The organism is Pseudomonas sp. UC 17F4, assembly GCF_900101695.1.
GTDB lineage: Bacteria > Pseudomonadota > Gammaproteobacteria > Pseudomonadales > Pseudomonadaceae > Aquipseudomonas.
The window spans coordinates 291603-309391 of sequence record NZ_FNKV01000001.1 but is presented as its reverse complement, the minus strand read 5'-3'; the positions used below and the strand labels follow the sequence as shown (position 1 = coordinate 309391).

The following is a 17789-nucleotide window of genomic DNA, read 5'->3' as shown; positions in this document are numbered from 1 at the left end:
TGGGAGCGGGCTTGACCCGCGATGCTTTCTACAGCTGGAACTTGCCGACCAGCGTCTGCAGATGCGTCCCCAACCGCGCCAGCTCGACGCTCGACGCCGCGGTCTCTTCACTGGCGGCCGAGGTCTGGTCCGACACGTCGCGCACATTCATCACGCTCCGGTTGATCTCTTCGGCCACCGCGCTCTGCTGCTCGGCAGCAGCGGCGATCTGCTGGTTCATCGCCTGGATCGACGACACGGTGCGGGTGATGGTTTCCAGCGAGGTGCCGGCGCGGCGGGTCAGCTCGACGCTGCTGTCGGTCAGGCCGCGGCTGGCGTCCATGACCGTGGCAACCTGCTGGGTGCCGTTTTGCAGGCCGGCGATCAGCTGTTCGATCTCTTCGGTGGACTGCTGGGTGCGCTGGGCCAGGCTGCGCACTTCATCGGCGACCACGGCAAAGCCACGCCCGGCTTCACCGGCGCGGGCAGCTTCGATGGCGGCGTTGAGGGCCAGCAGGTTGGTCTGCTGGGCCACCGACTTGATCACATCGAGCACACTGCCGATCTTGTCGCTTTCGGCCTTGAGCTGGCCCATGGCTTCGCTGGAGTGGTTGACCTCGCTGGCCAGGCGCTCGATCTGGGCGATGGCTTCGCCGACCACCCGATCGCCTTCGCGGGCCTGCTGGTCGGCCATCACCGCCGCCTCGGAGGCTTCCTCGGCGTTGCGCGCGACTTCCTGCACAGTGGCGGCCATTTCGTTCATGGCGGTGGCGACCTGGTCGGTCTCGACCTTTTGATTGTTGACCCCGGCGCTGGTCTGCTCGGTGACTGCCGACAGCTCTTCGGCGGCGCTGGCAATCTGGGTGACGCCGTCGCCGATGCCACCGATCAGTTCGCGCAGGCTCACAGTCATGCGCTGCATGCTGCGCTGTAATTGGCCCAGCTCGTCACGGCGATCGACCTTGAGGTCGTGGCGCAGGTCGCCACTGGCGACGCGGTCGGCGGCGTTGAGGGTCTGGCGCAGGGGGATGACGATCTGCCGGGTAATCGCCCAGGCGGCCAGCAGGCCGAACAACAGGGCCAGCACGGTGGCCAGGGCTAGCATCGACTTGGCATGCTGCGACTCGGCATCGCGCAGGCCGGTGAGGGTGGTGGTCAGTTGCTGGCTTTGCTCGATCAGGCTCTGGCCGAGCACGATCATGTGCTGCGCGGCCTGCTCGGAGGCGCTTTGCGCATTGCCGAACTCGACCACCGCGCCACGGTAGTTGCCCAGGGCACGGGCGGCCTGGTTGAAGTTGCTGGTGTAACTGGCCGGCAGCACTTCGGCCAGGGTCTTGAGCTGCGAGGTGGCCTGGTCGATGGCTTCAAGCGCGGTTTGCTGGAACTCGGGCTTGCCGCTGTAGGTATAGCCACGCACCTGGAAGCGCGCCTGTTGCAGCAGTTTGCTGGCGCCGACCACGCTGTTGAACAGGTTCAGGTCGCTACCGCCGAGCAGTTGTTGCTCGACCTGGGCGATCAGCGCTGCGGCCTCGTCGGCGCTGCTGCCGAGCACGGCCCGAGCGGCTTCGCGCTGCTGGGCGGCTTTGTCGGCACTGGTCAGGGCCTGGTGGTACTGGCGCACGGCGTCGTGCTGCTGCTCGATACGGCGGCGGTTCTCGGGCAGGACAATACGTTGGTCGACCGCTTGCAGCTGGCGTTCAAGCGCCGCCAGGGCGTTGCTCAGGCCCTGCGCTGCAGCCTCGTCGCCCTTGAGCTGGAAGCCCTGGCGGGCAATGCGCAGCTCCAGGGTGGCCTGGTGCACCTGGGAGATGCCGCCCAGGGTGTCGCCACGCTCGGTAATGCCGTTCAGGCCCTGCCAGCCGGTCAGGGTAATGGCCAGGGTCAGCAACAGGACCAGGCCGAAGCCGATGCCGAGTTTGAGATTGACGCTCACGTTACCCAGGTGCTGGGCTAACCAACGGTACATGGTGGGACTCCATTGCGATCGGCAGAGGCGATTATTGTTCTGGTGCCAATGCATCGGCCTGGAGCGGCAAAACTGAAGTCAGAACAAGCGTGCCAATAGCGCGGTGACTGCTGTCTCGACGCGCAGGATGCGTTCGCCAAGCTGTACCGGGGCAAGGCCGGCCTTGCCCAGCAGGTCGATCTCGTAGGGAATCCAGCCGCCTTCCGGGCCGATGGCCAGGGTAACGGGCTCGTTCAACCCGCGTGGGCACGGCGGGTACTGGCCAGGGTGGCCGACCAGGCCGAGGGTGCCCTCGCTGATGGCTGGCAGGCGGTCTTCGACAAACGGCTTGAAACGCTTTTCGATGATGACCTCGGGCAGCACCGTGTCGCGGGTCTGCTCAAGGCCGAGGATCAGCTGTTCGCGGATCGCCTCGGGTTCGAGGAACGGTGTTTGCCAGAAGCTCTTTTCGACCCGGTAGCTGTTGACCAGGATGACCTTCGGCACGCCCATGGTGGCAACGGTCTGGAACACCCGGCGGAGCATCTTCGGCCGTGGCAGCGCCAGCACCAGGGTCAGCGGCAGTTTGGCCGGAGGCGGCTGGTCGAAACTGACCTTGAGCTCGGCCTCGTGACCTTCCAGGCGCAGCACCTCGGCCTGGCCCATCAGCCCGCCGATACGCCCGACCCGCAGGCTGTCGCCCACTGCCACACGGTGGATTTCCTGCATGTGGGTAAAGCGCCGGTCAGCCAGCACCACACGGTCGGCCGCGATGAAATCGGCTTCTTCGAGTAACAGCAGGTTCACGGCTGGGTCGCTGGCGGCTGGTCGTTATGGTCGTCGGCAGCGTCTTGCGGATGCTCGCTGCGCTTGCGGATCAGCCCGCCAAACAGCACGCCGATCTCGAACAGCAGCCACATCGGCACCGCCAGCAGGGTCTGCGAGAAGATGTCCGGCGGGGTGAGGATCATGCCGACCACGAAGCAGCCGATGATCACGTACGGGCGGATCTTTCTCAGGTACTTCACGTCGACCACGCCGATCCACACCAGCAGCACTACGGCCACCGGGATCTCGAAGGCCACGCCGAAGGCGAAGAACAGGGTCATGACGAAATCCAGGTAGCTGGAAATGTCCGTCATCATCGACACCCCTTCCGGGGTGGCGCTGGCGAAGAAGCCGAAGATCAGCGGGAACACCAGGAAATAGGCGAAGGCCATGCCGGCGTAGAACAGGATGATGCTCGACACCAGCAACGGAATGGCGATGCGCTTTTCATGGCGGTACAGGCCCGGCGCGATGAAGCCCCAGATCTGCTGCAGGATCAGCGGAATGGCCAGGAACAGCGAAACGATCATGGTCAGCTTGAACGGCGTCAGGAACGGCGAGGCGACGTCGGTGGCGATCATCGTCGCGTTGGCCGGCAAGTGCGCGCGCAATGGCGCCGAGACCAGGGTGTAGATCTGCTGCGCGAAGGAAAACAGCCCGGCGAAGATCAGGAAGATGGCCGCGACGCAGCGCAGCAGGCGTGTACGCAACTCGGTGAGGTGCGAAACCAGCGGCATCGGCTGGTCGTTTTCCGGAATATCGCTCATGGGGCTCGCGGTGGCTGTGTCGGTTCGGTGGGCGCGCTGGTGGCTGGCGGCGTGGGTTCGCTGCTGACCGGGGCGGGCGCCGGGGCGCTTTCGCTGGTGGCTGCCGGGGTTGCCGGCGGCTCGGGCGTGACGCTGTTGGGGTTGAGGATCTTGCGCGCTTCCTGCTCCATGGAGAGGATGTGCTCGTTGTGCAACTGACGACGGATGTCATCGGCGCCGATTTCGCGCTCGACCTCCTGCTTGATCGCATTGAAGCTGCGCTTGAGCCGGCCGATCCACAGCCCGGCGGTGCGCGCGGCACCCGGCAGGCGCTCGGGGCCGAGCACCAGCAGGGCCACCAGGCCCACGAGCAACAGTTCGCTGAAGCTGATCCCGAACATTGATCAATCTTTCCTGATCGGCTCTTCGACCTTGTGGGCCTGGCCGTCGATGGTCTGCGGCTGGTTCAGCGGCGAAGCGGCCTGGGGCTGGACCGGTTGCACTGGCGGTGGCGTCTGCTCGGCCGGCTTGGACTCTTCTTCGTTCATGGCTTTCTTGAAGCCCTTGATCGACTCGCCCAGGTCGCTGCCGAAGTTCTTCAGCTTCTTGGTACCGAACACCAGTACCACCACGACCAGCAGGACAATCCAGTGTTTCCAGTCAAAAATACCCATGGTGCAATCCCTCGAAATAATTCAGTTAGGCCGACGGCTGACGCGCTGCTTTCTCGGCGTGCCCGGACAGGCCGAAGCGGCGGTCCAGTTCGTCCAGCACCGCCTGCGGGTGCTGGCCCAGTTGGGCGAGCATGACCAGGCTATGGAACCACAGATCGGCGGTCTCGTAGATGACATCGCTGCAGTCGCCACTGTGGGCGGCGTCCTTGGCGGCGATGATGGTCTCGACCGACTCTTCGCCGAGCTTTTCCAGAATCTTGTTCAGGCCCTTGTGATACAGGCTGGCCACGTACGAGCTGTCGGGCTCGGCGCCTTTGCGCGCTTCCAGTACTTCGGCCAGGCGGGTCAGGGTGTCGCTCATGTCAGTGTCCTGCGCTGTAGATGGCATTCGGGTCCTTGAGGACGGGGTCGACGGTCTTCCACTCACCGTGCTCGAAGACCCGGTAGAAGCAGCTTTCGCGGCCGGTATGGCAGGCGATATGACCCAGTTGTTCCACAATCAGGATGATCACGTCGGCGTCGCAGTCCAGGCGCATTTCGTGCAGTTTTTGCACGTGGCCGGACTCTTCGCCCTTGCGCCACAGTTTGCCACGCGAACGTGACCAGTAGATGGCCCGCTGCTCAGCGGCGGTCAGCGCCAGCGATTCGCGGTTCATCCAGGCCATCATCAGCACGCGCCCGGTCTTGTGGTCCTGGGCGATAGCCGGTACCAGGCCATCGCTGTTCCAGTTGATCTCGTCCAGCCAGTCTTTCATCTTCGACTCCAAAACCGGGTTCGATCCTTCGCCGAACCCTTGCGCTAGTGTGCCAGCCAGCGGCCCGGCTGGCTATCGACGCACGATCAGGTAGAGGCCGGCGGCCAGCATCAGCCAGGCCGGCCAGGCAGCAGGGGCGCTGAGGCTCACCGCGCCGGCTGCCAGAGTGGCGCCGCCGCCAAGCAGGCCGGCACCGAGCAGGCGCAGGGCCCAGTGATCGCTCTTGTGCTGCCAGGGTGCTGGCGGGTCGGCCAGGTGCGGCTGCGACATGCGCTCGAGCAGGTCGCGGGTCATGCCGGCCAGGTGCGGGATCTGCTCGACCTGGCCATGCAGGTTCTGCAGCAGGGTCTTGGGGCTGACGCGCTCGCGCATCCAACGTTCGAGGAACGGCTGGGCGGTGCTCCACAGGTCGAGGTCCGGGTACAGCTGGCGGCCCAGGCCTTCGATGTTGAGCAGGGTCTTTTGCAGCAGCACCAGCTGCGGCTGGACTTCCATGTTGAAGCGCCGCGCGGTCTGGAACAGACGCATCAGCACCTGGCCGAAGGAAATATCCTTTAACGGTTTTTCGAAGATCGGCTCGCACACGGTGCGGATCGCCGCTTCGAATTCGTTGAGCTTGGTCTGCGCCGGTACCCAGCCCGAATCGATGTGCAACTGCGCCACACGGCGGTAGTCGCGCTTGAAGAAGGCAAACAGGTTGCGCGCCAGGTAGTCCTGGTCCTCGGGGGTCAGGCTGCCGACGATGCCGCAGTCGATGGCAATGTACTGCGGGCTCCACGGCTTGACCGTGCTGACGAAGATGTTGCCAGGGTGCATGTCGGCGTGGAAGAAGCTGTCACGAAACACCTGGGTGAAGAAGATCTCCACGCCGCGCTCGGCGAGCATCTTCATGTCGGTGCGCTGGTCGGCCAGGGTCGCAAGGTCAGTGACCTGAATACCGTAGATGCGCTCCATCACCAGCACTTTCGGCCGGCACCAGTCCCAGTAGACCTGGGGCACGTACATCATCTCCGAGCCTTCGAAGTTGCGCTTGAGCTGGCTGGCGTTGGCCGCCTCGCGCAACAGGTCGAGTTCGTCGTAGATGGTCTTTTCGTAGTCGTTGACCACTTCCACCGGGTGCAGCAGGCGCGCATCGGCCGAAACCCGTTCGGCACCGCGGGCGATCAGGAACAGCCAGGCGAGGTCCTGGGCAATGATCGGCTTGAGGCCCGGGCGCACGACCTTGACCACCACCTCTTCACCGCTCTTGAGCTTGGCCGCGTGGACCTGGGCTACCGACGCCGAAGCCAGCGGCTCGACGTCGAAGCGGCTGAACACTTCGCTGATCTTCGCACCGAGCTGTTCTTCGATCAGGGCGATGGCTTTTTGCGGATCGAATGGCGGAACCCGGTCTTGCAGCAGCATCAGCTCGTCGGCGATGTCTTCGGGCAGCAGGTCGCGGCGGGTCGAGAGCAACTGGCCGAACTTGATGAAGATCGGCCCCAGGTCCTGCAGCGCCAGGCGCAGGCGCGCGCCACGGCTAAGCCGCAGCTCCTTGCGCGGTAGCCAGCGCCAGGGCATGGCATAGCGCAGGCCCATCAGCCACCAGGGCAGGGGCAGGGCGAACAGCAGGTCATCGAGACGGTAACGGATCACGACGCGCTGGATGCGCAACAGACGGCGGACGGCAAGCAGCTTCATGCGTTATCGCTGGTATCAAGGGATCGGGCAAGGCGCTCGATGCGCGCCTCAAGGCGTTCAATATCGACTTTGAGCGTGTCGAGTTCGCCGAAACGGGCTTCGGCTTCGCGCTGGCCGACCAGGGTCCGGGCCTCTTCGGCGAGGTACTCGGAAAGGTTCTGGTTGAGCGCCGCCAGGCCCTGGCGGGTCCAGTTGGCGCGGCTGCGCAAGTGGCCGCTGAGCAGTTGCGTGGCGACCGGGCCGAGCCAGCGCGAGACTTCGTACTCCCAGTCGAGCTCCAGGTCCTGCAGTACCGCCACTAGGTCGAGCAGCACCGCACTGTCGCCTTCAAGCTCGACCTGCGGGCTGTGCAACACGGCGCTCTTGTCCTGGCTGAGGGCCAGGCGCAGCAGGCTGCTGGCCGGCGCGCGCAAGGTGCAGTCGGCCTCATTGGCCCAGTGCGTGGCAAGCATCAGGCCTTCGTCACTGGGCAGGATGAACAGCTGCAGGGCCGGCTGGCGGCAGTCGATGGCAATCACCTTGCCGTCGAGCGGGCGCAGGCGCGGCAGCGCTGTGCTGTCCAGGCGCAAAACACGGTTGAGGCCGTGTTCGACGCTGGCGAGCAGGCCGGCCAGGAGCATCAGGGCTTGATTCCGCGGTGCAGGGCGACGATGCCGCTGGTCATGTTGTGGTAGGTGACGCGGTCGAAACCGGCCTCGACCATCATCGCCTTGAGGGTTTCCTGGTCAGGGTGCATGCGGATCGATTCGGCCAGGTAGCGATAGCTTTCCGAGTCGTTGGTGATCAGCTTGCCGGCCAGCGGCATGAAGGCGAACGAATAGGCATCGTAGACCTTGGACATCAGCTTGTTGGTCGGCTTGGAAAATTCCAGCACCAGCAGGCGGCCGCCGGGCTTGAGCACCCGCAGCATGGAGCGGATGGCGTCTTCCTTGTGGGTGACGTTGCGCAGGCCGAAGGCGATGGTCACGCAGTCGAAATGGTTGTCCGGGAACGGCAGCTTTTCGGCGTCGGCCTGGACGAACTCGATGTTGCCGGCCACGCCGCGGTCGAGCAGGCGGTCGCGGCCAACCTTGAGCATCGACTCGTTGATGTCGGCCAGTACCACTTGGCCGGTGGGGCCGACCAGTTGCGAGAACTTGGCCGCCAGGTCGCCGGTGCCGCCCGCGATGTCGAGCACCCGGTTACCCGGACGCACGCCCGACAGCTCGATGGTGAAGCGCTTCCACAGGCGGTGCATGCCGCCGGAGAGCACATCGTTCATCAGGTCGTACTTGGCCGCCACCGAGTGGAACACCTCGGCGACTTTCTCGGCCTTCTGGCTTTCCGGCACGTCTTTGTAGCCGAAGTGGGTGGTGGGTTCGGCGTGGTCGCCTTTGCGCTGATCGTTCATATCGCTTCACCGGAAAAAATTACTGGCCATTCTAGGGCGTACGGTCGGATTTGTCTTGGCGGGGTGTGTCGCAGGTGGGGCGCGGGCATAATATAAGTATGCCTTCGAACCCAGGATTGAATGAATGACCCAGATCAGCGTTGAACGCAAACACAGCCTGGGCCGCGACGCGGCCCGGCAAAAGGCCGAGGCACTGGTCGACAAGCTGGCCCGCGAATACGACCTCAAGGCCAGCTGGAATGGCGACCGCGTCGAGGTCAAGCGCAGTGGCGCCAACGGCAGCGTGCAGATTGGCGAGGACAGCATCAAGGTCGAGCTGAAGCTGGGCATGATGCTGTCGATGATGAGCGGTACCATCAAAAGCGAGATCGAGCGGGCGCTGGATAAGGCGCTCGCCTAGCGGCTCAAGGGGGGGAGCTGCAAGCTTTAAGCTGCAAGTGGTTCGCGGTGAGTGGGAGGGGCACGACAGTTTCAAGATCACCGCTGCCTTTCTTGCCGCTTGAAGCTTGAAGCTTGAAGCTTGTCGCTGCCCCCTTTATTAGTGTGCCAATTCTAATTTTTCCCCCTACCTTGTGCTCAAGCCCAACTTCCCTGGGCAGTTCCTCCATTTCCGTTCAGAGCGTGAGGTGCAGAGCATGGCCAAAGTTATCCTGAAGAAAAAAGACGACGCCCAGCGCACGTTGGGTGAAGTGCGCAGCTACGCGCGCAAGATCTGGCTGGCAGGTCTCGGGGCTTACACCCGGGTCGGCCAGGAAGGTGCCGACTACCTGAAAGAGCTGGTCAAGGCCGGTGAATCGGTAGAAAAACGTGGCAAGAAAAAGCTCGATGCCAAGGTCGATGCCGCCAACTCCGAGATCGATTCGGTGAAGGGCGAACTGAGCAGCGTGAAGGGCAAGGTCGAGGTTCAACTCGACAAAATCGAAAAGGCTTTCGACACACGGGTCGCGAGCGCCTTGAATCGCATCGGCATTCCGTCTAAACATGACGTGGAGACACTCTCTGTCAAGCTCGATGAGCTCACGGCATTGCTTGAACGTGTCGCACGTAAACAATAAGGAGAGCGGGATGGCTGGCAAGAAGAATACTGAAAAAGAAGGCAGCTCCTGGGTCGGGGGGATCGAGAAGTATTCCCGCAAGATCTGGCTGGCTGGTTTGGGTATCTACTCCAAGATCGATCAGGATGGCAGCAAGGTGTTTGACAACCTGGTCAAGGAGGGTGAGAAAGCTGAAAAACTCGCCAAGGGCTCTGTCGACTCCGCCAAGGCAACCGCCAAGTCGGCGACCTCGCGCATCAGCGACGTCAAGGACCGCGCCCTGGGCAAGTGGGACGAGCTCGAAGGTGCTTTCGACAAGCGCCTGAACAGTGCGATCTCGCGTCTTGGCGTACCGAGCCGCAGTGAGGTCAAGGCGCTGCATTCGAAAGTCGATACGCTGACCAAGCAGATCGAGAAGCTGACCGGTGCATCGGTTACGCCTATCTCGAAGAAACCGGCAGCGAGCAAGACCGCAGCCAAGCCATTGGCCAAGGCTGCAGCGAAACCTGCGGCCAAGCCTGCAGCCAAGCCAGCAGCGAAAACTGCGGCGGCAAAACCTGCAGCCAAGCCAGCGGCGAAAACCGCAGCGGCTAAACCTGCGGCCAAGCCAGCAGCCAAGCCGGTAGCAGCCAAGCCTGCAGCCAAACCGGCTGCGGCGAAGAAGCCGGCAGTGAAAAAGCCAGCGGCCAAGCCAGCAGCGAAACCTGCAGCGGCGAAGCCGGCGGCCCCTGCGGCCAGCGCTGCACCGTCGCCAAGCCCGGCGCCAGCAGCCGGTGCTGCAGCGGTCGCACCGGTGTCGTCGCCATCGGCAAGCCCGACCAGCCAGGCCTGATTTCAGGCGGCTGTCAGTCTACGCCCGGCCTTGTGCCGGGCGTTTTCATTATGGGTGTTGTACCGGGTTTGTGGGAGCCGGCCTTGCCGGCGAACAGGCTGCGAAGCAGTCCTAGGGTCAGCCATCCAGATACCTCAAGGCCAGCTGCTCTGCCGCATACCGCGACCCCGCCTCCAGGTGCGGCGCCACCAGCATCATCACCTGGTAGACCACCACTCCGACTTCACCTTCGCGAGCCAGCACCCGTTGGTAATCGAGCGAGAACAGCAGGGTCAGGGTGATCTGTTCCACCAGTTGCCCCAGCGCCCGCGTATCGCTGAGCACCTGGCCCTGGGCCTTGAGGCTGGCCAGCAGCGCCGCCAGGGTACGCTTGAGGGCGTTGAGCAGGTTGCGCATGCCGCGGGCCAGCTTGGGCAGGCGCCCGGTCAGGTTCGACAGGTCCTGGAACAGAAACCGGTACTGGGCCATGCGCTCGACGATCAAGTGCAGGAACAACCAGTAGTCCTCGGCATCCAGGCGCACTTCCAGCGGCGGGTCGAGCAGCGGCGTGAGCTCGTCCTCGAAGCGTTCGAACAACCCCAGCACCAGCGGCTCCTTGCCGTGGAAGTGGTAGTAGAGATTGCCCGGGCTGATGCCCATTTCGTTGGCAATCTCCAGGGTCGAGACATTCGGCTCGCCCTGGCGGTTGAACAGTTGCAGGGCACATTCGAGGATACGGTCGCGGGTTTTCATCCGTTCTTCTTGTTCAGCGCGCCTGCACGTAGCTGCCGGGCGCGGGGTCCATGGGAGGGTAGTTCTGGTTGCCGAGGGCCATCAGGGTTTCGCGCTGCACGCCGGAGCGTGCCTGAATCCACTCCAGCCACTGCGGCCACCAGCTGCCGTCGACCTGCTTGCCATCGTAGAGCCAGGCCCGCGGGTCGCTGCTCAGGCGCGGGTTGTCGACGTAGTGCGCCTTGGGGTTGCCCGGCGGGTTGATGATGCTTTGCACATGGCCGCTGTTGGCAAGGATGAAGCGCTTGTCGCCGCCGAGCAGTGCCGCCGAGCGGTACACCGCATCCCAGGGGGTGATGTGGTCGTTGCTGCCGGCGACGCTGAAGCTGTCGACGTTGACCTTCTGCAGGTCGATCGGCGTGCCGCATACCTCAAGGCCTGCGGCGCGGGCCAGCGGGTTGTGCTTGAAGAAGTCCAGCAGGTCGCCGTGCAGCGCCGCCGGCAGGCGGGTGTTGTCGTTGTTCCAGTAGAGGATGTCGAACGCCGGTGGCGCCTTGCCCAGCAGGTAGTTGTTGACCCAGTAGTTCCAGATCAGGTCGTTGGGGCGCATCCAGGCGAACACCCGGGCGATCTCGCGGCCATCGAGCACGCCTTGCTGGTAGGAACGGCGCTTGGCCGCTTCGAGGGTCTGCTCGTCGGCGAACAGGCTCGCCGGGCTGTCGATCTGGCTGTCGAGCAGGCTGACCAGGTAGGTGGCGCTGCTGACCCGGCGCAGTTGGCGCTTGGCTTGCAAATGGCCTTGCAACGCCGCCATGGTCAGGCCACCGGCACAGGCGCCCATGAGATTGACCTCGCGGCTGCCGGTGATCGCCCGGCACACGTTGAGTGCTTCCTCCAGCGCCTCGACATAACTCGACAGGCCCCACTCACGGTGGCGCGGGTCGGGATTGCGCCAGCTGATCATAAAGGTCTGCAGGCCGTTCTTGAGCATGTACTGGACGAAGCTGTTGGCCGGGCTGAGGTCGAAGATGTAGAACTTGTTGATCTGCGGCGGCACGATCAGCAAGGGCCTGGCGTACTGTTTTTCGCTCATCGGCTTGTACTGGATCAGTTCCAGCAGCTCGTTGCGAAACACCACCGAGCCCGGCGTGGTGGCCAGGTTACGGCCGACTTCGAAGGCCTGCGGATTGACCTGGCGCGGCAGACCGTCGTTGTGGCGCAAATCATCGAGCAGGTGGTTGATGCCGCGCACCAGGCTCAGGCCGCCGGAGTTGAACAGCTCCTTGACCGCCAGCGGGTTGAGCAGCGAGTTGCTCGGCGCCACGGCATCGTTGAGCAGGGTGAACAGAAAGTGTGCGCGGGCGCGATCATCGGGTGCCAGCTGGCTTTCATCGATCCACAGGCGGGTCTGCTTCTGCCACGCCAGGTAGGCCTGCAGGCCGCGACTGTAGAGTGGGTTCTGGCTCCAGGCGGGGTCTTTGAAGCGGTTGTCGCGAGGGCCGGGCTGGTAGGGCGTTTCACCCAGCAGCACCTTGCCCAGCTGACCGCCCAGGGCGAGCATGTGCTTGGCGGTATGCAGCGGATGGCGTAAGCCATGACGGCTGACGCTGCGCAAGGTCGAGAGCAGGTCGCGGCCGCGCAGACCGCTGATTGCACTCTGCACGTTCATATAGGTGGCGGGGACCGGTAGCGATCCCTTAGCGGGTTTGTCTTTCATCAGGCAACACTCCGTCGTCAGGCCATCAACAAACACATCAATGCAAGAGCGACACCAACCTCACGCCGCGCACCCGGGGTGCCTGGCATCCTGCCATGGGCTCGGGTGTGGCAGGCGTCTCAGCTGCTGGGGGCGGGCCGAGGGTGCATGACGGCGCGTTGGCGCTCTTGCTGGAGAAACTTCATGATGATCGGGGCGACGGCCTCGGCCCGGGTGATCAGGAACAAGTGGCCGTCGTCGATTATGTGTAGCTGGGCATTGGGAATTCGCCAGGCCAGCAGGCGCATGTTGATCAAGGGAATCAACGGGTCATCGTCACCGGCCAGCACCAGGGTCGGCTGCTGGATCTTGTGCAGCCAGTGAATGCTGGTCCAGCCGAGCCCGGCGAACAGTTGCCAGTAGTAACCGAGCTTGCCACCTGAGCGCACCTTGGCCGCGTGCGACAGGGCCAGGTCCGGGTCCCGGCGAAAGGCGCCGCCGTAGATCTGCGGGGCGATGCGGATCACATGGGACGGTTGCACGTAGCGCCGGGGGCTGGCCATCAACCACAACACCTTGGGCTTGCCCGGCACCATCACCGCGCCAGCGGCGGTGGCAGCCAGCACCAGTTTCTTGCAGCGCTCGGGGTAGTCATGGGCGAACTGCTGGGCCAGCGCCCCGCCCCAGGACACGCCAATGACATTGACCTGGCCATAGTCGAGGTAATCGAGCATGCGCGCGGTAAGCTTGGCCAGGCCCGGAAAACGGTAGGGGTGGCGCGGGGTCGATGAACCGCCGACCCCCGGCACGTCGAAAGCAATTACCTCAAGGTCCGGGTCCAGGGCCTGGATGAACGGGAACACCAGCTCCAGGTTGGCGCCGATGCCATTGAAGATCAGCAAGGGCGTCAAGTGCGGCTTGCCGGGTCGGACGGCGGTGCGGATGGTCTGGCCATCCAGGTCGACGGTCCTGAAAATATACGGTTGCGGCATGCGCGAAGCCCTGTGTTGGATAAACGCCGCAGCCCTCGCGAGCTGCGGCGGTGTTCGCTATCAACGCTCGTGAACGTAGGTCCCTGGCGCGGCGGCACCGGCGACGTAAGCCTTGTTGCCAAGGTTGACCGGGGCTTTTTTCAGCTTGCCGGAACGCTCGGCCAGCCAGGTGTGCCAGTACAGCCACCAGGAATCGGTGTGCTTGGTCGAGTTCTCTTGCCAGTCGAGGGCGCTGGCGGGCATTTCACTGTTGGTCATGTAGCGCGCCTTGGGGTTGCCCGGCGGGTTGAGGATGCTCTGGATATGGCCGCTGTTGGACAGCAGGAACTCGACCTTGCCACCGAACAGCTGCGCCGACTTGTAGCATGACTGCCACGGGGTGATGTGATCGGCGGTACCGGCGACGCTGAAGATGTCGGTGGTCACCTGCTTGAGGTCGATCGGCGTGCCGCACACTTCCAGTGCATCGGGGCGCAGCAGTGGGTTGTTTTTGAACATTTCGATCAGGTCGCCGTGGAAGGCGGCCGGCAGTCGCGTGGTGTCGTTGTTCCAGAACAGGATGTCGAACACCGGCGGCTCGTTGCCCAGCAGGTAGTTGTTGACCCAGTAGTTCCAGATCAGGTCGTTGGGGCGCATCCAGGCGAATACCTTGGCCATGTCGCGGCCTTCGAGCACACCGGCCTGATAGGAGTGGCGCTTGGCCGCCTCGAGGGTCTGCTCGTCGACGAACAGCGCCACCTGGGTATCGAGGGTGGTATCGAGCACGCTGACCAGCAGGGTCAGGGCGTTGACCTTCTTTTCGCCCAGCGCCGCGTAGTGGCCCACCAGCGCAGTGCAGGTGATACCGCCGGAGCAGGCGCCGAGCATGTTCAGGTCCTTGCTGCCGGTGATCGCCAGGATCACGTCGACCGCTTCCTTGAGCGCGTCGATGTAGGTCGACAGGCCCCATTCGCGCTGGGACTTGGTCGGGTTGCGCCAACTGACGATGAAGGTCTGCACGTTGGAGCGCAGGCAGAAACGCGCCAGGCTCTTTTCCGGGCTGAGGTCGAAGACGTAGAACTTGTTGATCTGCGGCGGTACCACCAGCAGCGGCTTTTCCAGCACCTGCTCGGTGATCGGCCGGTACTGGATCAGTTCCAGCACGTCATTGCGAAACACCACCGCGCCTTCGCTGGTGCCGAGGTTCTTGCCGACTTCGAAGGCGTCCATGTTCACCTGGCTGGGCATGCCGCCATTGTTGACCATGTCCTTGGCCAGGTTCGACAGGCCGTCGAGCAGGCTCTTGCCACCGGTTTCGAAGAAGCGCTTGACCGCCGCCGGGTTGGCTGCGGTGTTGGTCGGCGCCACGGCCTCGGTCATCAGGTTGATGACGAAGTGGCCGCGGCTGATGTCCTGGTCGGAGAGGTTGCTGGTATCGATCCAGTCGTGCAGTTCCTTGCGCCAGGCCAGGTAGGTCTGCAGGTAGCGGCGATACAGCGGGTTCTGGCTCCAGGCCGGGTCGTGAAAACGGCGGTCATCGCCCTCGGGCTGCAAGCTCGACTTGCCGAAGATCACATCTTTCAGCTCCATGCCGAAATGGGCGACATGCTTGGCACTGTGCAGCGGTTGACGAATGGCCTGACGCAGGACCATTCGAGCAGATGTCAGCAAATCCTTGCGGCGCAAGCCGATCACCGGGTTCAGACCCAGGGTGTTTTCCGAGGCTTGGCGCTGCAGGTCATCGTTATTCTTGTTACTCATCTACGACGCTCCGTTGTCCTGAGACGAGTACCGGTTTGACTGTGCGCGTTACACAGACGAACGCCCGGTACTGCTGCTCGGGTGACCAGTGATAACGAACTGCGGTCCTGCGGCCGGATGCAAACGACGATGAGCCATGCGGGTTTTTTCTGCGTGAGAAGACTGCCTGCTTTCGCTCGCGACCTCTACATACCAGCCCGACCCTGCATTAAATCCGATGCAGGGAACTTGCCAGATCCATTGGTTACCCGACTTTTTGGTATAGCGCAAGACGGCCATTCATTGGCCGTGGTGCAGGCATTCAAGCAAATAGAATTAGAAAATGCGCTCTAAACCCTGAGGGGCCCGAGCTAGAGCATCAGCTTGACGATCGACTCGTTGGGGTCGCGGGATTTGCCGGCTTTTTTCAGCTCGCCAAGGTAGTCATCCCAGAGTTCCTGCTGGCGCAGGCACAGCTGCTCAAGGTATTCCCAGGTGAACAGGCCGCTGTCGTGGCCGTCGTCGAAGGTCAGTTTCAGTGCGTACTGGCCGGCAGGTTCCAGCCCGCTCAAGCCAACGCCAAGCTTGCCGTACTGGAGGATCGGATTGCCGTGGCCCTGGACCTCGGCGGAAGGGGAGTGCACGCGCAGGAATTCGGCGGGCAGGTTGTACACCTCGCCTGGCCCGTAGGTCAGGGTAAGGGTCTTGGAGGCTTTGTGCAGGTTGATGCCGGTGGGGATTCTGGTCATGGATAAGGGCTCTTGGGCTACAAGCTGCAAGCTACAAGCTACAAGAGAAGGCGTCCAGCGCACTTGACTTGCAGCTTGCCGCTTGAAGCTTGCCGCTTTAGAGAATGTAGCGAGACAGGTCTTCGTTCTGCGCCAATTCGCCCAGGTGGCTGTTGACGTAGTCGGCGTCGATGCGGATCGGCGCTTCGCTGTGGGCGCTGGCCAGGTCGCCGGCGCTGAACGACACCTCTTCGAGCAGGCGCTCGAGCAAGGTGTGCAGGCGACGGGCACCGATGTTCTCGGTTTTCTCGTTGACCTGCCAGGCGATCTCGGCCAGGCGCTTGATGCCGTCGGCGGCGAACTCGATGTTCAAGCCTTCGGTTTTCAACAGCTCGCGGTATTGCTCGGTGAGCGAGGCGTGCGGTTCGCTGAGGATACGCTCGAAGTCTTCCGGGCTCAGGGCCTTGAGTTCGACGCGAATCGGCAGGCGACCTTGCAGCTCGGGCACCAGGTCGCTTGGCTTGCTCAGGTGGAAGGCACCGGAGGCGATGAACAGGATATGGTCGGTCTTGACCATGCCCAGCTTGGTGTTCACCGTGCAGCCTTCGATCAGCGGCAGCAGGTCGCGCTGCACGCCTTCACGGGAGACGTCGGCGCCGCCAACGTTACCGCGCTTGGCAACCTTGTCGATTTCGTCGATGAACACGATGCCGTGCTGCTCGACCGCTTCCAGGGCCTTGGCCTTGAGCTCGTCTTCGTTGACCAGGCGCCCGGCTTCTTCGTCGCGCACCAGCTTGAGCGCTTCCTTGACCTTGAGCTTGCGGCTCTTGCGCTTGCCCTTGCCCATGTTGGCGAACAGGTTCTGCAACTGGTTGGTCATCTCCTCCATGCCCGGCGGCGCGGAAATATCGACACCCACGGCCTCGGCCACTTCGATCTCGATTTCCTTGTCGTCCAGCTGGCCTTCGCGCAAGCGCTTGCGGAACAGCTGGCGGGTGTTGGAGTCCTGGCTGGCGACCTGGTCTTCGTTGAAGCCGGTGCGCGCCGGTGGCAGCAGGGCGTCGAGGATGCGCTCTTCGGCAGCATCTTCGGCGCGGTGGCCGACGCGGATGATTTCCTGCTCGCGGAGCATCTTGATCGCGGCATCGGCGAGGTCGCGGATGATCGACTCGACGTCACGGCCGACATAGCCGACCTCGGTGAACTTGGTCGCTTCGACCTTGATGAACGGGGCGTTGGCAAGCTTTGCCAGGCGCCGGGCGATTTCGGTCTTGCCGACGCCGGTCGGGCCGATCATCAGGATGTTCTTCGGCGTCACTTCAACGCGCAGCTCGGCCGGCAGCTGCATGCGCCGCCAGCGGTTGCGCAGGGCGATGGCGACGGCGCGCTTGGCGTCGTCCTGGCCGATGATATGGCGGTTGAGTTCGTGGACGATCTCGCGGGGGGTCATGGACATGATAGTGATGGTCCTTGGGCTCGATAAGTCAGCGTGGAAAAGCCCGGCCACCGGGGCCGGGCGCCAGAACAGCTGAATTACTCGGCCAGGTCCTGCTCCTCGATGGTCAGGTTGTGGTTGGTGAACACACAGATGTCACCGGCGATGTTCAGCGCGGTCTCGGCGATTTCGCGGGCCGAGAGGTCGGTCTTTTGCAGCAGCGCGCGGGCGGCGGCCTGGGCGTAGGCGCCACCGGAGCCCATGGCGATCAGGCCGTCTTCGGGCTCGACCACGTCACCGTTGCCGGTGATGATCAGCGATGCGTCCTTGTTGGCCACCGCCAGCATGGCTTCCAGGCGGCTCAGGGAACGGTCGGTACGCCACTCCTTGGCCAGCTCCACGGCGGCGCGGATCAGATGGCCCTGGTGTTTTTCCAGTTGCCCTTCGAAGCGTTCGAACAGGGTGAAGGCGTCGGCGGTGGCACCGGCGAAACCGGCGATGACCTGGCCGTGGTACAGGCGGCGGACTTTCTTGGCGTTGCCTTTCATCACGGTGTTGCCGAGAGAAACCTGGCCGTCGCCGCCCATGACGACTTTGCCGTGGCGGCGAACTGAAACGATGGTGGTCAAGGGAGAGTCTCCACGC

Annotated in this window: 20 protein-coding genes and 1 pseudogene; 3 read left to right on the top strand and 18 right to left on the bottom strand. The window is 63.5% G+C overall.

Annotated elements, in window-relative coordinates; genetic code table 11:
- Window positions 1-28: 28 nt before the first annotated feature.
- The 11 genes and pseudogenes from BLR26_RS27625 to ubiE all read right to left on the bottom strand — a co-directional run bounded on the left by BLR26_RS27625 (window position 29) and on the right by ubiE (window position 7997).
- Window positions 29-742 (bottom strand): methyl-accepting chemotaxis protein, encoded by a 714-nt coding sequence (locus BLR26_RS27625; RefSeq protein WP_010222329.1) that lies wholly within the window; start codon window positions 740-742, stop codon window positions 29-31.
- 141 nt (window positions 743-883) lie between these two features.
- Window positions 884-1945 (bottom strand): annotated as a pseudogene (locus BLR26_RS27620) (methyl-accepting chemotaxis protein); the annotation flags it as partial.
- A gap of 78 nt (window positions 1946-2023) precedes the next feature.
- Entirely contained in the window at window positions 2024-2731 is a 708-nt protein-coding gene (locus tag BLR26_RS01385; RefSeq protein ID WP_093376985.1) for a 16S rRNA (uracil(1498)-N(3))-methyltransferase, read from the bottom strand.
- Window positions 2728-3519 carry a twin-arginine translocase subunit TatC gene (gene tatC, locus BLR26_RS01380; RefSeq protein ID WP_045193879.1) on the bottom strand — a complete coding sequence of 264 codons (792 nt, stop codon included), beginning with the start codon at window positions 3517-3519 and terminating at the stop codon, window positions 2728-2730. The genes BLR26_RS01385 and tatC overlap by 4 nt, the downstream gene beginning before the upstream one ends.
- Window positions 3516-3899, bottom strand: a complete 384-nt coding sequence (tatB, locus tag BLR26_RS01375; protein WP_045193877.1) for a Sec-independent protein translocase protein TatB — start codon at window positions 3897-3899, stop codon at window positions 3516-3518. Before tatB ends, tatC begins: the two co-directional genes overlap by 4 nt.
- A gap of 3 nt (window positions 3900-3902) precedes the next feature.
- Complete coding sequence (locus tag BLR26_RS01370; RefSeq protein ID WP_045193875.1) at window positions 3903-4172, bottom strand: twin-arginine translocase TatA/TatE family subunit; 270 nt, start codon at window positions 4170-4172, stop codon at window positions 3903-3905.
- A 25-nt stretch (window positions 4173-4197) separates the two neighbouring features.
- Window positions 4198-4533, bottom strand: coding sequence for a phosphoribosyl-ATP diphosphatase (locus tag BLR26_RS01365; protein ID WP_010222337.1), 336 nt, complete (start codon window positions 4531-4533; stop codon window positions 4198-4200).
- Window position 4534: 1 nt separating this feature from the next.
- Window positions 4535-4927, bottom strand: coding sequence for a phosphoribosyl-AMP cyclohydrolase (gene hisI / locus BLR26_RS01360; RefSeq protein WP_093376980.1), 393 nt, complete (start codon window positions 4925-4927; stop codon window positions 4535-4537).
- Between the two features lie 72 nt (window positions 4928-4999).
- On the bottom strand, window positions 5000-6607 hold the full coding sequence (gene ubiB / locus BLR26_RS01355) for a ubiquinone biosynthesis regulatory protein kinase UbiB (RefSeq protein ID WP_093376975.1): 1608 nt from the start codon (window positions 6605-6607) through the stop codon (window positions 5000-5002).
- Window positions 6604-7227 carry a ubiquinone biosynthesis accessory factor UbiJ gene (locus BLR26_RS01350; RefSeq protein WP_093376970.1) on the bottom strand — a complete coding sequence of 208 codons (624 nt, stop codon included), beginning with the start codon at window positions 7225-7227 and terminating at the stop codon, window positions 6604-6606. Before BLR26_RS01350 ends, ubiB begins: the two co-directional genes overlap by 4 nt.
- A complete protein-coding gene (ubiE, locus tag BLR26_RS01345) occupies window positions 7227-7997 on the bottom strand; it encodes a bifunctional demethylmenaquinone methyltransferase/2-methoxy-6-polyprenyl-1,4-benzoquinol methylase UbiE (RefSeq protein ID WP_045193869.1) in 771 nt (256 codons plus the stop codon). Before ubiE ends, BLR26_RS01350 begins: the two co-directional genes overlap by 1 nt.
- 124 nt (window positions 7998-8121) lie before the next feature.
- On the opposite strand from ubiE, the gene BLR26_RS01340 reads away from it, so the two are divergent.
- The 3 genes from BLR26_RS01340 (at window position 8122) to BLR26_RS01330 (ending at window position 9863) form a co-directional block, all read left to right on the top strand.
- On the top strand, window positions 8122-8397 hold the full coding sequence (locus BLR26_RS01340; RefSeq protein ID WP_045193867.1) for a polyhydroxyalkanoic acid system family protein: 276 nt from the start codon (window positions 8122-8124) through the stop codon (window positions 8395-8397).
- Window positions 8398-8632: 235 nt separating this feature from the next.
- Entirely contained in the window at window positions 8633-9052 is a 420-nt protein-coding gene (locus BLR26_RS01335; protein WP_045193865.1) for a phasin family protein, read from the top strand.
- A gap of 10 nt (window positions 9053-9062) precedes the next feature.
- A complete protein-coding gene (locus tag BLR26_RS01330; RefSeq protein WP_093376965.1) occupies window positions 9063-9863 on the top strand; it encodes a phasin family protein in 801 nt (266 codons plus the stop codon).
- 117 nt (window positions 9864-9980) lie between these two features.
- On the opposite strand, the gene BLR26_RS01325 is transcribed toward BLR26_RS01330, so the two are convergent.
- The 7 genes from BLR26_RS01325 to hslV all read right to left on the bottom strand — a co-directional run bounded on the left by BLR26_RS01325 (window position 9981) and on the right by hslV (window position 17773).
- Window positions 9981-10595 carry a TetR/AcrR family transcriptional regulator gene (locus BLR26_RS01325; protein ID WP_045193863.1) on the bottom strand — a complete coding sequence of 205 codons (615 nt, stop codon included), beginning with the start codon at window positions 10593-10595 and terminating at the stop codon, window positions 9981-9983.
- A 13-nt stretch (window positions 10596-10608) separates the two neighbouring features.
- Window positions 10609-12291 carry a class II poly(R)-hydroxyalkanoic acid synthase gene (phaC, locus tag BLR26_RS01320; RefSeq protein WP_093376960.1) on the bottom strand — a complete coding sequence of 561 codons (1683 nt, stop codon included), beginning with the start codon at window positions 12289-12291 and terminating at the stop codon, window positions 10609-10611.
- A gap of 119 nt (window positions 12292-12410) precedes the next feature.
- The gene (gene phaZ, locus BLR26_RS01315) at window positions 12411-13262 is read right to left on the bottom strand and encodes a poly(3-hydroxyalkanoate) depolymerase (protein WP_045193860.1); all 852 of its coding nucleotides are present in this window, start codon (window positions 13260-13262) and stop codon (window positions 12411-12413) included.
- A gap of 60 nt (window positions 13263-13322) precedes the next feature.
- A complete protein-coding gene (phaC, locus tag BLR26_RS01310) occupies window positions 13323-15002 on the bottom strand; it encodes a class II poly(R)-hydroxyalkanoic acid synthase (protein ID WP_093376956.1) in 1680 nt (559 codons plus the stop codon).
- 350 nt (window positions 15003-15352) lie between these two features.
- The gene (locus tag BLR26_RS01305) at window positions 15353-15730 is read right to left on the bottom strand and encodes a gamma-butyrobetaine hydroxylase family protein (RefSeq protein ID WP_045193856.1); all 378 of its coding nucleotides are present in this window, start codon (window positions 15728-15730) and stop codon (window positions 15353-15355) included.
- Between the two features lie 97 nt (window positions 15731-15827).
- A complete protein-coding gene (gene hslU, locus BLR26_RS01300; protein WP_045193855.1) occupies window positions 15828-17165 on the bottom strand; it encodes an ATP-dependent protease ATPase subunit HslU in 1338 nt (445 codons plus the stop codon).
- 77 nt (window positions 17166-17242) lie between these two features.
- The gene (gene hslV, locus BLR26_RS01295) at window positions 17243-17773 is read right to left on the bottom strand and encodes an ATP-dependent protease subunit HslV (RefSeq protein ID WP_028945572.1); all 531 of its coding nucleotides are present in this window, start codon (window positions 17771-17773) and stop codon (window positions 17243-17245) included.
- Window positions 17774-17789 lie beyond the last annotated feature (16 nt).

Coding starts and splice junctions, on each gene's coding strand:
- BLR26_RS27625 (WP_010222329.1), bottom strand. CDS start 742: ATGAACGAAATGGCCGCCACTGTGCAGGAAGTCGCGCGCAACGCCGAG.
- tatC (WP_045193879.1), bottom strand. CDS start 3,519: ATGAGCGATATTCCGGAAAACGACCAGCCGATGCCGCTGGTTTCGCAC.
- tatB (WP_045193877.1), bottom strand. CDS start 3,899: ATGTTCGGGATCAGCTTCAGCGAACTGTTGCTCGTGGGCCTGGTGGCC.
- BLR26_RS01370 (WP_045193875.1), bottom strand. CDS start 4,172: ATGGGTATTTTTGACTGGAAACACTGGATTGTCCTGCTGGTCGTGGTG.
- BLR26_RS01365 (WP_010222337.1), bottom strand. CDS start 4,533: ATGAGCGACACCCTGACCCGCCTGGCCGAAGTACTGGAAGCGCGCAAA.
- hisI (WP_093376980.1), bottom strand. CDS start 4,927: ATGAAAGACTGGCTGGACGAGATCAACTGGAACAGCGATGGCCTGGTA.
- ubiB (WP_093376975.1), bottom strand. CDS start 6,607: ATGAAGCTGCTTGCCGTCCGCCGTCTGTTGCGCATCCAGCGCGTCGTG.
- BLR26_RS01350 (WP_093376970.1), bottom strand. CDS start 7,227: ATGCTCCTGGCCGGCCTGCTCGCCAGCGTCGAACACGGCCTCAACCGT.
- ubiE (WP_045193869.1), bottom strand. CDS start 7,997: ATGAACGATCAGCGCAAAGGCGACCACGCCGAACCCACCACCCACTTC.
- BLR26_RS01340 (WP_045193867.1), top strand. CDS start 8,122: ATGACCCAGATCAGCGTTGAACGCAAACACAGCCTGGGCCGCGACGCG.
- BLR26_RS01335 (WP_045193865.1), top strand. CDS start 8,633: ATGGCCAAAGTTATCCTGAAGAAAAAAGACGACGCCCAGCGCACGTTG.
- BLR26_RS01330 (WP_093376965.1), top strand. CDS start 9,063: ATGGCTGGCAAGAAGAATACTGAAAAAGAAGGCAGCTCCTGGGTCGGG.
- BLR26_RS01325 (WP_045193863.1), bottom strand. CDS start 10,595: ATGAAAACCCGCGACCGTATCCTCGAATGTGCCCTGCAACTGTTCAAC.
- phaC (WP_093376960.1), bottom strand. CDS start 12,291: ATGAAAGACAAACCCGCTAAGGGATCGCTACCGGTCCCCGCCACCTAT.
- phaZ (WP_045193860.1), bottom strand. CDS start 13,262: ATGCCGCAACCGTATATTTTCAGGACCGTCGACCTGGATGGCCAGACC.
- phaC (WP_093376956.1), bottom strand. CDS start 15,002: ATGAGTAACAAGAATAACGATGACCTGCAGCGCCAAGCCTCGGAAAAC.
- BLR26_RS01305 (WP_045193856.1), bottom strand. CDS start 15,730: ATGACCAGAATCCCCACCGGCATCAACCTGCACAAAGCCTCCAAGACC.
- hslU (WP_045193855.1), bottom strand. CDS start 17,165: ATGTCCATGACCCCCCGCGAGATCGTCCACGAACTCAACCGCCATATC.